At 70.8% G+C, this 12,654-nt stretch carries 11 protein-coding genes; 9 read left to right on the forward strand and 2 right to left on the reverse strand.

The genetic code is table 11. The features are described 5' to 3' along the window. Positions 1 to 9 precede the first annotated feature (9 nt). Genes gatC through gatB form a run of 4 tightly spaced genes read left to right on the forward strand, consistent with a single transcriptional unit; the run spans position 10 to position 4,404 of the window. Positions 10 to 336 carry an Asp-tRNA(Asn)/Glu-tRNA(Gln) amidotransferase subunit GatC gene (gene gatC, locus HQ603_RS08485; protein WP_222684096.1) on the forward strand — a complete coding sequence of 109 codons (327 nt, stop codon included), beginning with the start codon at positions 10 to 12 and terminating at the stop codon, positions 334 to 336. Next, complete coding sequence (gene gatA, locus HQ603_RS08490) at positions 333 to 1,814, forward strand: Asp-tRNA(Asn)/Glu-tRNA(Gln) amidotransferase subunit GatA (RefSeq protein ID WP_222684097.1); 1,482 nt, start codon at positions 333 to 335, stop codon at positions 1,812 to 1,814. Before gatC ends, gatA begins: the two co-directional genes overlap by 4 nt. A gap of 39 nt (positions 1,815 to 1,853) precedes the next feature. Next, positions 1,854 to 2,885, forward strand: coding sequence for a 6-phosphofructokinase (locus tag HQ603_RS08495; RefSeq protein ID WP_222684098.1), 1,032 nt, complete (start codon positions 1,854 to 1,856; stop codon positions 2,883 to 2,885). 13 nt (positions 2,886 to 2,898) lie between these two features. Then, entirely contained in the window at positions 2,899 to 4,404 is a 1,506-nt protein-coding gene (gene gatB / locus HQ603_RS08500; RefSeq protein ID WP_222684099.1) for an Asp-tRNA(Asn)/Glu-tRNA(Gln) amidotransferase subunit GatB, read from the forward strand. A gap of 14 nt (positions 4,405 to 4,418) precedes the next feature. Here gatB and HQ603_RS08505 read toward each other — a convergent pair whose 3' ends face one another. Continuing rightward, positions 4,419 to 5,552: a PQQ-dependent sugar dehydrogenase gene (locus HQ603_RS08505; RefSeq protein ID WP_222684100.1), complete on the reverse strand. Its 1,134-nt coding sequence runs from the start codon at positions 5,550 to 5,552 to the stop codon at positions 4,419 to 4,421. Positions 5,553 to 5,644: 92 nt separating this feature from the next. Between HQ603_RS08505 and HQ603_RS08510 the strand changes: the two genes are divergently transcribed. Continuing rightward, a complete protein-coding gene (locus HQ603_RS08510) occupies positions 5,645 to 6,517 on the forward strand; it encodes a DoxX family protein (RefSeq protein ID WP_222684101.1) in 873 nt (290 codons plus the stop codon). A 43-nt stretch (positions 6,518 to 6,560) separates the two neighbouring features. On the opposite strand, the gene HQ603_RS08515 is transcribed toward HQ603_RS08510, so the two are convergent. Further along, positions 6,561 to 7,061: a PH domain-containing protein gene (locus tag HQ603_RS08515; RefSeq protein ID WP_222684102.1), complete on the reverse strand. Its 501-nt coding sequence runs from the start codon at positions 7,059 to 7,061 to the stop codon at positions 6,561 to 6,563. Positions 7,062 to 7,305: 244 nt separating this feature from the next. Between HQ603_RS08515 and HQ603_RS08520 the strand changes: the two genes are divergently transcribed. From HQ603_RS08520 to serA, 4 genes are all read left to right on the forward strand, one after another. Next, the gene (locus HQ603_RS08520; protein ID WP_222684103.1) at positions 7,306 to 9,231 is read left to right on the forward strand and encodes an acetolactate synthase large subunit; all 1,926 of its coding nucleotides are present in this window, start codon (positions 7,306 to 7,308) and stop codon (positions 9,229 to 9,231) included. Continuing rightward, positions 9,228 to 9,731: an acetolactate synthase small subunit gene (ilvN, locus tag HQ603_RS08525; RefSeq protein WP_222684104.1), complete on the forward strand. Its 504-nt coding sequence runs from the start codon at positions 9,228 to 9,230 to the stop codon at positions 9,729 to 9,731. The genes HQ603_RS08520 and ilvN overlap by 4 nt, the downstream gene beginning before the upstream one ends. Before the next feature lie 129 nt (positions 9,732 to 9,860). Next, positions 9,861 to 10,862 carry a ketol-acid reductoisomerase gene (gene ilvC / locus HQ603_RS08530; RefSeq protein WP_170851427.1) on the forward strand — a complete coding sequence of 334 codons (1,002 nt, stop codon included), beginning with the start codon at positions 9,861 to 9,863 and terminating at the stop codon, positions 10,860 to 10,862. A gap of 175 nt (positions 10,863 to 11,037) precedes the next feature. Then, positions 11,038 to 12,633 carry a phosphoglycerate dehydrogenase gene (gene serA / locus HQ603_RS08535; RefSeq protein WP_222684105.1) on the forward strand — a complete coding sequence of 532 codons (1,596 nt, stop codon included), beginning with the start codon at positions 11,038 to 11,040 and terminating at the stop codon, positions 12,631 to 12,633. Positions 12,634 to 12,654 lie beyond the last annotated feature (21 nt).

Raw genomic sequence — 12,654 nt, forward strand, 5'->3', positions numbered from 1 at the left:
CTGTGGCGCATGACCGACACCGAAGGGACCGCCCCCGGCGCCGCGATCTCGCGCGACGAGGTCGCCCACCTGGCTCGCCTGTCACGCCTGGCCCTGACCGATGCCGAGCTCGACGAGTTCGCCGGTCAGCTCGATTCCATCCTCGGTCACGTCAAGGCGGTGTCCGAGGTCGACACCGCGGACGTCGACCCCACCGCGAATCCGTTGGCCGTGACCAACATCACCCGCCCGGACGTCGTCGTTCCCGGCCTCGGACAGGACGGCGCGCTGGACCAGGCGCCGTCGTCGGAGCAGGGCCGATTCGCCGTGCCGCGCATTCTGGGAGAAGAGCAGTGACCGACCTGATTCGCCTGACGGCAGCCGATCTCGCCGAGCGCATCCGCACGCGCGAGGTGTCCTCGGAGGAGGTCACGCGCGCCCACCTCGACCGCATCGATCAGGTCGACGGAACCCTGCACTCGTTCCTGCACGTGGCGCACGACGCCGCCCTGGACGCGGCCCGCGCCGTCGACGCCTCGCTCGCGGCGGGGGACGAGCCCGCGTCCCCGCTCGCGGGAGTTCCGTTGGCGCTCAAGGACGTCTTCACGACCACCGACATGCCGACCACGGCGGGATCGAAGATCCTCGAGGGGTGGCGCTCGCCGTACGACGCGACGGTGACCACCGCGCTGCGGGCGGCGGGAATCCCGTTGCTGGGCAAGACCAACATGGACGAGTTCGCCATGGGCTCCTCGACCGAGAACAGTGCGTACGGGCCCACGCTCAACCCGTGGGACACCACTCGCGTCCCCGGTGGCTCGGGCGGCGGGTCCGCCGCGGCGCTCGCGTCGTTCGAGGCGCCGCTGGCCATCGGCACCGACACCGGCGGCTCCATCCGCCAGCCGGCGGCGGTCACCGGCACCGTCGGCTGCAAGCCCACCTACGGCGGCGTCTCGCGCTACGGCCTCATCGCCTGCGCGTCGTCGTTGGATCAGGGCGGGCCGTGCGGCCGCACGGTGCTCGACACGGCGTTGCTGCACCAGGTCATCGCCGGGCACGATCCGCGCGATTCGACCTCGCTGCACGCCGACGTCCCGGACGTCGTCGCGGCGGCGCGGGCCGGTGCGGGCGGTGACCTGCGCGGCGTGCGGGTCGGCGTCGTGAAGGAACTGCACTCCGACGCCTACCAGCCGGGCGTGCTGTCGTCCTTCGACGCCGCCGTGGAGGTGCTGACCTCGCTCGGCGCCGAGGTGGTCGAGGTCTCCTGCCCGTCCTTCGATCACGCCCTGGCGTCGTACTACCTGATCCTGCCGTCGGAGGTCTCCTCGAACCTCGCCCGGTTCGACGCGATGCGGTACGGACTGCGGGTCGGCGACGACGGCACGCACAGCGCCGAGCAGGTCATGGCGATGACGCGGGCCGCCGGGTTCGGCCCAGAGGTCAAGCGCCGCATCATGATCGGGACCTACGCCCTCTCGGCGGGGTACTACGACGCCTACTACGGCCAGGCGCTGAAGGTCCGCACGCTCATCGCGCGCGACTTCGACGCGGCCTACGAGAAGGTCGACGTCCTGGTCTCGCCGACCACGCCGTCGACGGCGTTCCCGTTGGGGGAGAAGGTCGACGACCCGATCGCGATGTACCTCTACGACCTCTGCACGCTGCCGACCAACCTCGCCGGCCACCCGGCGATGTCGGTGCCGTCAGGCCTCGCCGACGGACTGCCCGTCGGGTTGCAGATCATGGCTCCCGCGCTGGCGGACGACCGGCTCTACCGGGTCGGCGCGGCGTACGAGGCCGCACGGGGCGAGTTCCCGCACCCGACCGGCGTCTGACCCGCACCGTCGACCGTTCCCCCTCCCGAAGGAGTCGCGATGACCAGGATCGGCATTCTGACCAGCGGAGGTGACTGCCCGGGTCTGAACGCCGTCATCCGCGGCGCCGTCCTGAAGGGCACCGCGGTGCACGGGCAGGAGTTCGTCGGGTTCCTCGGCGGGTGGCGCGGACTGGTGCGTGGCGAGTCGATTCCCCTGGACCGCAGTGTGGTTCGCGGACTGTCGCACCAGGGCGGCACCATTCTCGGGACCAGCCGGTTCGGGCCGTACCAGGAACCGGAGGGGGGCGCGGAGAACATCCAGCGCGTGCTCGACGATCTCGGGGTCGACGGCGTCATCGCCATCGGCGGCGAGGGCACGGCCAGTGCGTCCAAGCGACTGTTCGAGGACGGCATCGACATCGTCGGGGTGCCCAAGACCATCGACAACGACCTCGACGCCACCGACTACACCTTCGGCTTCGACACCGCCGTGGAGATCGCCACCGAGGCCATCGACCGGTTGCGCACCACGGGCAACTCGCACGATCGGTGCATGGTGCTCGAGGTCATGGGACGCCACGCCGGATGGATCGCCCTGCACTCCGGCATCGCCGGCGGGGCGCACGCCATCCTCATCCCCGAGCAGCCGGAGAGCCTCGAGCAGATCTGTGCGTGGGCGACCAGTGTCCGCGATCGCGGCCGCGCGCCCATGATCGTCGTGGCGGAGGGGTTCACGCTGCCGGAGATGACGGAGGCGCACTCGACCAAGGGTCTCGACGGTTTCGATCGGCCCCGCCTCGGTGGCATCGGCGAGTGGCTCGCGCCGATCATCGAGGAGCGCACCGGAATCGAGACGCGGGCAACGGTTCTCGGCCACATCCAGCGTGGTGGCGTCCCGACGGCCTTCGACCGGGTGCTCGCGACGCGGCTCGGCATGGCCATCGTCGACCTCGTCGCCGACGGGGGATGGGGGCAGATGGTGGCCCTGCACGGCACCGACATCGCCCGGGTCGGATTCGACGAGGCGCTCGCCAATCACAAGACGGTTCCCGCCGGGCGCTACCAGGAAATGCGCGTCCTCTTCGGCTAGTAGGCTGCGGACCATGTCTGTCGCCACCGCATCGCTCCTGGACTACGACGACGTGATCGCCCGGTTCGATCCCGTCCTCGGCATGGAGGTGCACGTCGAGCTGGGTACGGCCACCAAGATGTTCTGCGGGTGTCCCACCGAGTTCGGCGCCGAGCCCAACACGCAGGTGTGCCCGGTCTGCCTCGGCATGCCCGGCGCCCTGCCGGTGGTCAACGCGGCCGCGGTGGAGTCGGCCATCCGCATCGGCCTGGCCCTGCACTGCGCGATCACCCCGTGGGGTCGGTTCGCGCGGAAGAACTACTTCTACCCGGATCAGCCGAAGAACTACCAGATCTCCCAGTACGACGAGCCCATCGCCACCGAGGGCTATCTCGACGTGGTCCTCGACGACGGCAGCACCTGGCGCGTCGACATCGAGCGGGCGCACATGGAGGAGGACACCGGCAAGTCGCTGCACGTCGGCGGCGCCACGGGACGCATCGACGGCGCCAGCCACTCGCTGCTGGACTACAACCGCGCCGGGGTGCCGCTCGTGGAGATCGTGACCAAGCCGATCGTCGGCGCCGGGGAGCGCGCACCCGAGGTCGCCCGTGCCTACGTCACGGCGCTGCGCGAGTTGATCCGCGAACTGGGTGTGTCCGACGTCCGGATGGATCAGGGCTCGCTGCGCTGCGACGCCAACGTGTCGCTGATGACCAAGGACGCCGCCGAGTTCGGAACCCGGACCGAGACCAAGAACGTCAACTCGCTCAAGTCCGTCGAGGTGGCGGTGCGGTACGAGATGCGCCGCCAGGCCGCAGTTCTGCTCGACGGCGGCGAAATCGGCCAGGAGACACGGCATTTCCAGGAGGCCGACGGCACCACGTCCGCGGGCCGACGCAAGGAGACCGCCGAGGACTACCGCTACTTCCCGGAGCCCGACCTCGAGCCCGTCGCACCCGACGCCGCGTGGATCGAGGAACTGCGCGCCACCATCCCCGAGGCGCCGTGGATCACCCGCGCTCGCATCCAGCAGGAGTGGGGTTGGTCGGACGCGGTCATGCGGGACGTCGTCAACGCCGATGCGCTGCCGCTCATCTCGGCGACCGTCGATGCCGGCGCCACCCCCGACGCCGCGCGGAGCTGGTGGGTCGCGTACCTCGCGCAGCAGGCCAACACCCTCGGTGTCCCGTTGTCCGATCTGTCCATCACCCCCGCGCAGGTGGCCCGGGTCGCCGCCCTCGTGGCGGACCGCACGCTCACCAACGCCAACGCGCGCAAGGTCGTCGACGGCGTACTGGCCGGTGAGGGCGACCCGGACGCGGTGGTCGAGGCGCGGGGACTCGCTGTGGTGCAGGACGATTCGGCCCTCGAGCAGGCGGTGTCCGACGCCCTCGCCGCGAACCCGGCGATCGTGGAGAAGATCAAGGCCGGCAAGGTCCAGGCCGCCGGTGCCCTCGTCGGTCAGGTGATGAAGGCGACCAAGGGTCAGGCCGACCCCGCGCGGGTCAAGGAACTGGTGCTCGCGGCCTGCGCATAGGGCCGAGAGGTCGGTCAGTCGCTGCCGCCGCCGCCCGCCGGGATCTGCACGACGACCACGCGGTCGTCGGTGGGCGTCGGGGCGCCGCCGTCCTTGTTGGTGGTGCTCACCAGGATCTGCCCGTCCGCGCCGAGAGTCGCGCCGCGGAGCCGTCCGTACCGGTCCTGCGCGATCAGCGTGGGCGGGGTGGGCACCGAGCCGGTCTCGGGATCGACTGCCACCACGCCGACCGCGCGGGCGGCGGACATCGACACCGCGACGGTGCCGGGCCCGGCCGCGCAGCCGCCGACACCGGGCCGGTCCGGCCACGTCCACACCGCGCCGACCACCCCACCCTCCGGGGTGATGCGCGACAGTCGGTCGCCGTCGACGGCGCCGTCGGTCACCCACTGCGAACCGGTGCCGTCGGAGCACAGATCGCCGGCGCGGCCGAGGCCGCTCATGAGCACCCGGGGTGCCGCGCTCCCGTCGACGCGCGGATCGACGATCGAGAGCACCTTGCCCGCGAGCGACGACGGATCCGCCGCGGCGGCCGGGTCGCCGCCGCTGCCCGTCGCCACCCGCAGCTCTGACGGGCCGACGAAGTCCACCGCGCCGCCGACGTCACCGGTCCCGCGGGGGATGCCGGTGAGGACGGGCTTCGGGACGTCCCCCGGCGCGATCCGGACCACACGAGCGTCGGTGGGCGTCACCACGTAGGCGTAGAGCAGCCTGTCCTCGGCGTAGGTCGGGGACAGGGCGAGGTCGATCAACCCGCCGCCGGGGGAGGGGTCCACCGGAATCGACGCGACCGGCCGGGGTGCGGCGCCCGGCGCCACCTCGATCACCGCTCCGGTGATCCGCTCGGCGACCAGCGCCGCACCCCCACCCGGCAGCGTGACCAGTCCGCCCAGCGTGTCGAGACAGGTGGCGATGACGGCGGGGTCCGGGTCGACGCACGGTCCCGACGGCGTGACGGGCGGGGACGTCGACTCCGGTGCGCCGGGCTCCTCGGGCGCGACGTCGGCGGCGCCGAAGGTGGGTTCCGGGGAGAAGGGCGTCGACGCGGAGTCGTCGAACCGCGCGCATCCCGACAGGGCCATCGCGACTACGCATCCGACCGTCAGCGAACGTCGTGCGGCGCGGCCGACTCCAGTACTGCGCGTCATGACGCCCACGGTACGCAGGAACCCCGCACGACACGGCGCGAGCGTCGTCCGCTTCCCCGGTGTCGCGGAGGTGCGGAACTAGGCTCGCCGACATGAGCGACTCCGAGGACAAGCGCCGTTCCCCGTCGGGATACGAACCGGCGTCCAGCCCGTACGACCAGCCGACCGAACGGCTGGGTCACGACACGTCGTCGCTGCCGCGAACCGACGACGATCTCGACGGATCGTCCCGCTCGGGGGCCGACCGCACCGGGGCGACGGAGAAGATCCCCACCTACCCCGGGCCAGCGAGCGCCTCGTCCCCGTCCCCGTCCCTGGACGACACGGCCACTCGCGCGTACCCGGTGGCGGACGCGACCCCGTCCTCGTACGGTGCGGCCGGGACCGCGTCGTCGTACGAGACCACCGCGACCCCCGAACCCGTCGCGGCGCCCACGGACGTCAAGGAGCGGCGCGGCACCCTCGATCTCGGCCTGCTGATCCTGCGGGTGAGCGTGGGCGCCATCGTGCTGGTGCACGGGCTGCAGAAGCTGGTCGGGTGGTTCGACGGCCCCGGTCTGTCGGGATTCCAGGACATCGTGTCCGGCGCCGGTTACGAGCAGGCGCGCCTGCTGTCCGTCCTGGGGGCCGTCGGCGAGACCGCCGGCGGCGCGCTGCTCGTCCTGGGCCTGGCGACGCCGTTGGCCGGCGCCGCGGTGCTCGCCGTGATGATCAACGCGTGGCTGGTCCGTCAGGTGGCCGAGCCGGGTCTGCAGTTCTTCGCGCCGACCGGCGTCGAGTACGAGTCCCTGCTGGCCCTCGCCGCGGCCGCGATCGTGCTGACCGGACCCGGCCGCATCGCGATCGACGGCACGCGCGGGTGGGCGCGTCGTCCGTTCATCGGCTCGTTCGTCGCCCTGCTCATCGGCGTGGGCGGCGCGGTGGCGCTGTGGATCCTGCTCAACGGCGCCGACCCCTTCGCCTGATCCCCAGCTCGGCCGGCCGGCGTCACTGCTGGGCCGGCCGGCGTCACTGCTCGGCCGGCCGGCCGGCGTCGGGCTCGGTCTCGGGTTCCGGCGTCGGCGGCGTGGGGTCCGGCACGGCGCCGCCGCTGGCCGCGGACAGCCGGGGGAGATCGTCCACCGTCACCCCCGGCAGCGGCACGGTGCCACCGCCGGTGAGCGCTGCCTTGCCGAAGCCGAAGCGGGGGAACGTGATTCCTGCGACGTCGGCCCAGGCGACCGTTGTGGTGGTGAACGGCCGGCGGGCGACGAGTCCGCGGCGATCGACCGTGGTGCGCACACGCAGTACCCAGTAGGCGGCGAACGCCGGAATGGCGAGCACCCACCAGAAGAGCGTCGGTGCGCCCGCGACGGGGAACGACGCCCCGAACAACAGGAGTGCCACCGCGGCGAGCGTCAGCGGGTCGATGCGGAAGACCTCGGCGTCGGCCGCGGGGGACCGGTCGGGCGCGGGGTCGCCGGTGTGGGAGACTGTGCGCGGTGGTTCGGACTGCTGCGGAGACGACACCCCTTCATCTTCGCACTGCACACACGCCATCCCACATCCCGGGATTCGTAGTTCGGTAGTTGACTGGCGCGGCATCGCACGCTTAACCTCACCAACGTGAAGCGTGAAGATCTCCTCGTAATCGGCAGGCGCGTCGTCGCCTGAGCCGATCTACTTCTCGACGCTCAGCCACGACGCGCCACCCTCGCACAGCATCTGCTGGCGGGGGTTTTTTCTTGCCCGGATGAGAACCCAAGGACACACAGTGAGCGCACCGACAGCCCGGCCCGGCCCGGCCCCTCGCAAGACCCCGTCCCCCGCCGACCGTCCCGTGCCCGCGGCACCGGAACGCCGCGCGATCGCGCCGGAGCGCGTGACGGGCGCCCAGTCCGTCGTGCGTGCACTCGAGGAGCTCGACGTCGACGTCGTGTTCGGTATCCCCGGCGGCGCCGTCCTGCCGGTCTACGACCCGCTGCTCGACTCCACCAAGGTGCGCCACGTCCTCGTGCGGCACGAGCAGGGCGCCGGCCACGCCGCCACCGGCTACGCCCAGGCCACCGGTCGCGTCGGTGTCTGCATGGCGACGTCGGGGCCGGGTGCGACCAACCTCGTGACCCCGCTCGCCGACGCTCAGATGGACTCGGTCCCGGTCGTCGCGATCACCGGTCAGGTGGGCCGTGGTCTCATCGGCACCGACGCGTTCCAGGAAGCCGACATCTCCGGCATCACCATGCCGATCACCAAGCACAACTTCCTCGTCACCGATCCGCTGGACATCCCGCGGACCATCGCCGAGGCGTTCTACCTGGCGGAGTCGGGCCGTCCGGGCGCCGTGCTGGTCGACATCCCCAAGGACGTCCTGCAGGCCGACACGACGTTCTCGTGGCCGCCGGAGATGCGGCTGCCGGGCTACCGGCCCGTCACCAAGCCGCACGGCAAGCAGGTGCGGGAGGCGGCGCGTCTCATCGCGGCGGCCGAGCGGCCCGTTCTGTACTGCGGCGGCGGCATCATCAAGTCCGACTCCCACAAGGAGTTGCTCGAGCTGGCCGAGCTGACCGGCATCCCGGTGGTCACCACCCTGATGGCGCGCGGCGTCTTCCCGGACAGCCACGATCTGAACCTGGGCATGCCCGGCATGCACGGCACGGTGGCCGCGGTGGCCGCCCTGCAGCGCAGCGATCTGCTGATCACGCTGGGGGCGCGGTTCGACGATCGCGTCACCGGTCGACTCGACTCCTTCGCGCCGGACGCCAAGGTGGTGCACGCCGACATCGACCCGGCGGAGATCGGCAAGAATCGGTTCGCGGACGTCCCGATCGTCGGCGACTGCCGTGAGGTCATCGCGGAGCTCGTCGAGGCCGTGCGTGCCGACGGCGCCACCGGCACGTCCACCGACCTGTCCGAGTGGTGGTCCTACCTCGACGGGGTGCGTCGCACCTACCCGCTGAGCTACGACCGTCCCTCCGACGGTGCGCTGTCGCCGGAGTTCGTCATCCAGTCCATCGGCAAGGCGGCCGGCCCGGACGCCGTCTACTGCGCCGGCGTCGGTCAGCACCAGATGTGGGCGGCGCAGTTCATCTCCTACGAGAAGCCGCGCACCTGGCTGAACTCGGGCGGTCTGGGCACCATGGGCTACGCCGTGCCCGCCGCGATGGGCGCCAAGATGGGCCTGCCCGACACCGAGGTGTGGGCCATCGACGGCGACGGCTGCTTCCAGATGACCAACCAGGAGCTCGCGACCTGCGCGGTCGAGGGCATCCCGATCAAGGTCGCGGTGGTCAACAACGGCAACCTGGGCATGGTGCGGCAGTGGCAGACCCTCTTCTACGAGGAGCGGTACTCCAACACCGAGCTCGGCACCCACGGTGCCGTCCGGATCCCGGACTTCCTCAAGCTCGCCGAGGCGCTGGGGTGCGTCGGTCTGCGGTGCGAGCGCGAGGAGGACGTCGAGGACGTCATCGCGCAGGCGCGAGCCATCACCGACCGCCCCGTCGTCATCGACTTCATCGTCGGCAAGGACGCGCAGGTGTGGCCGATGGTCGCCGCGGGCACGGGCAACTCCGAGATCGAGGCCGCGCGGGGCATCCGTCCGCTGTTCGACAACGACGACGAGGCCGCGCAGGAACCCGGCGTCGTCGGCGACGTCACCGAAGCTGCTCTCGACCAGAACGCGAAAGGTACCGATCAGTGAGCACCAGTCACACCCTGAGCGTCCTGGTCGAGGACAAGCCCGGTGTCCTCGCCCGTGTCGCCGCGCTGTTCTCCCGCCGCGGGTTCAACATCGCGTCCCTCGCCGTGGGTGGCACCGAGGTCCCGGACATCTCCCGCATGACCATCGTGGTGACGGTCGACGAGTTCCCGCTCGAGCAGGTGACCAAGCAGCTGAACAAGCTCGTGAACGTCATCAAGATCGTCGAGCAGGAGCCGGAGGCGTCGGTCGCACGCGAACTCGTGCTCATCAAGGTGCGCGCCGATTCGTCGGTGCGCAGCGAGGTCATCGAGACCGTGAACCTGTTCCGCGCCAAGGTGATCGACGTGTCGCCGGAGTCCGTCACCGTCGAGGCGACGGGCACCCGCTCGAAGCTCGAGGCGTTGCTGCGGATGCTCGACCCTTACGGTGTTCGTGAGATCGTCCAGTCCGGGATCGTGGCGGTGGGTCGCGGACCCAAGTCCATCACCGCATCGCGCTAGCGGTGCGCGACAGAACCGCATCGCGCTAGCGGTGCGCGACAGCACCGCATCGCGCTAGCACCAGACAACAGATTTTCTCCGGGCACCGTGTCCGGGACGACGAGGAGGAAACCACAAGTGGCAGTCGAGATGTTCTACGACGACGACGCCGATCTGTCGATCATCCAGGGCCGCAAGGTCGCGGTGATCGGGTACGGAAGCCAGGGCCACGCGCACTCGCTCAGCCTGCGCGACTCGGGCGTCGACGTCCGCATCGGTCTGAAGGAGGGGTCGAAGTCCCGCGACAAGGCTGCCGAGCAGGGTCTGGGCGTGGGCACGCCGGCCGAGGTCTCGCAGTGGGCCGACGTGATCATGTTGCTCGCTCCGGACACGGCGCAGGCGCAGATCTTCAAGGACGACATCGAGCCGAACCTCGAGGACGGCAACGCGCTGTTCTTCGGGCACGGCCTGAACATCCACTTCGATCTGATCGAGGCGCCGGACAACATCACCGTCGGCATGGTCGCGCCGAAGGGACCGGGTCACCTGGTGCGTCGGCAGTTCGTCGACGGCAAGGGCGTGCCGGCTCTGATCGCAATCGATCAGGACCCCAAGGGTGAGGGGCAGGCGCTTGCGCTGTCCTACGCTCGCGCCATCGGCGGCACGCGCGCCGGCGTCATCAAGACGACGTTCAAGGAAGAGACCGAGACCGACCTGTTCGGTGAGCAGGCCGTGCTGTGCGGCGGCACCGAGGAACTGGTCAAGACGGGCTTCGAGGTCATGGTCGAGGCGGGGTACGCCCCGGAGATGGCCTACTTCGAGGTACTGCACGAACTCAAGCTGATCGTGGACCTCATGTACGAGGGCGGCATCGCGCGCATGAACTACTCGGTGTCCGACACCGCGGAGTTCGGCGGCTACCTCTCCGGCCCGCGCGTCATCGACGCCGGCACCAAGGAGCGCATGAAGGCGATCCTGGCCGACATCCAGTCCGGTGAGTTCACGCGTCGTCTGGTGGCGAACGTCGAGAACGGCAACACCGAGCTCGAGGGCCTGCGCAAGCAGAACGCCGAGCACCCCATCGAGGTCACCGGCAAGAAGCTGCGCGACCTGATGAGCTGGGTCGATCGCCCCATCACCGAGACGGCCTGACCGGCAGTCCCGTTCGTCCCCTGCGGGGCATCCGTCGCTCGTCCGAGCGGAGGGTGCCCCGCACTCGGGTGAGGGCCACCATTAGGCTCCTCCCCGACACAGCACGCTCTATCACGAGAACCACTCGCGCGGGCGCGATTCGCCGCCCGGCGCCACTCGATCAGGGAGTTCCCACGTGAGCCAGCCAGGCCGTCCCGTCGTCCTCATCGCCGACAAGCTCGCCTCGTCCACCGTCGACGCCCTCGGTGACGGCGTCGAGGTCCGCTGGGTCGACGGACCGGACCGACCCGCTCTGCTCGCCGCCGTGCCCGAGGCCGACGCCATCCTGGTGCGGTCGGCGACGACGGTCGACGCCGAGGTGCTCGCCGCCGGATCGAAGCTGAAGATCGTCGCGCGCGCCGGCGTCGGCCTGGACAACGTGGACGTCGCCGCGGCGACCGAGCGCGGCGTCATGGTGGTCAACGCCCCCACGTCGAACATCCACACCGCGGCCGAGCACGCCGTGACGCTGCTGCTCTCGGCCGCCCGCCAGATTCCCGCGGCCGACGCCACCCTGCGGAACCACGAGTGGAAGCGCAGCGGCTTCAACGGCGTCGAGATCTTCGGCAAGACCGTCGGCGTCGTCGGCCTCGGCCGGATCGGGCAGCTCTTCGCCCAGCGCCTGGCCGCGTTCGAGACGCACGTCATCGCGTACGACCCCTACGTCTCCCCGGCGCGCGCAGCGCAGCTGGGTATCGAGCTGGTCTCCCTGGACGAGCTGCTCGAGCGCGCGGACATGTTCTCCGTGCACCTGCCGAAGACCCCGGAGACCAAGGGTCTGATCGGCAAGGAGGCGCTGGCCCGCACCAAGAAGGGCGTGATCGTCGTCAACGCCGCTCGCGGCGGTCTGGTCGACGAGCAGGCCCTCGCCGACGCCATCACCAGCGGTCACGTCTTCGCGGCCGGCATCGACGTCTACGCCTCCGAGCCCTGCACGGACAGCCCGCTGTTCGAGCTCCCGCAGGTCGTCGTCACCCCGCACCTCGGGGCGTCGACCACCGAGGCGCAGGACCGCGCCGGCACCGACGTCGCGAAGTCCGTCCTGCTCGCGCTCGCCGGCGAGTTCGTGCCCGACGCCGTCAACGTCTCCGGCGGAGCGGTCGGCGAGGAGGTCGCGCCCTGGCTGGACATCGTGCGCAAGCAGGGTGTGCTGCTCGGCGCTCTGGCCGACGGACTCCCGACGTCGCTGTCGGTGGACGTCCGCGGTGAACTGGCGTCGGAGGACGTCGACATCCTCGGGCTGTCGGCCCTGCGCGGGTTGTTCTCCGCCGTCATCGAGGACGCGGTGACCTTCGTCAACGCGCCCTCGCTGGCCGAGGAGCGCGGCGTGACCGCCGAGGTCACCACCGCGCCCGAGAGCCCCAATCACCGCAGCGTCGTGGACGTCCGTGCGGTGTACGGCGACGGCACCGTGCTGAACGTGGCGGGCACGCTGACCGGCCCGCAGCACGTCGAGAAGATCGTGAACATCAACGGCCGCAACTTCGACCTGCGTGCCGAGGGCAAGAACCTGATCGTGACCTACGAGGATCGGCCCGGATCGCTCGGCCGCATCGGCACCGCCCTCGGTGACGCCGGCGTCGACATCGCGGCCGCCGCGCTCAGCCAGGACGCGGAGGGCACCGGCGCGACGATCCTGCTGCGCGTCGACCGGGACGTGCCGGCGGACGTGCGCGACTCCATCGCCGCGGCGGTGGGCGCGTCGACGATCGAACTCGTCGACCTGTCCTGAGCACCGACGACGCGAGGAGGA

Origin of the sequence: Rhodococcoides corynebacterioides (assembly GCF_019834675.1) — a bacterium.
In the GTDB taxonomy this organism is placed as follows: Bacteria; Actinomycetota; Actinomycetes; order Mycobacteriales; family Mycobacteriaceae; genus Rhodococcoides; species Rhodococcoides corynebacterioides_A.

Excerpts from the sequence above, each read along its gene's own strand:
- gatC (WP_222684096.1), top strand. The coding sequence starts at position 10 with ATGACCGACACCGAAGGGACCGCCCCCGGCGCCGCGATCTCGCGCGAC.
- HQ603_RS08495 (WP_222684098.1), top strand. The coding sequence starts at position 1,854 with ATGACCAGGATCGGCATTCTGACCAGCGGAGGTGACTGCCCGGGTCTG.
- gatB (WP_222684099.1), top strand. The coding sequence starts at position 2,899 with ATGTCTGTCGCCACCGCATCGCTCCTGGACTACGACGACGTGATCGCC.
- HQ603_RS08505 (WP_222684100.1), bottom strand. The coding sequence starts at position 5,552 with ATGACGCGCAGTACTGGAGTCGGCCGCGCCGCACGACGTTCGCTGACG.
- HQ603_RS08510 (WP_222684101.1), top strand. The coding sequence starts at position 5,645 with ATGAGCGACTCCGAGGACAAGCGCCGTTCCCCGTCGGGATACGAACCG.
- ilvC (WP_170851427.1), top strand. The coding sequence starts at position 9,861 with ATGTTCTACGACGACGACGCCGATCTGTCGATCATCCAGGGCCGCAAG.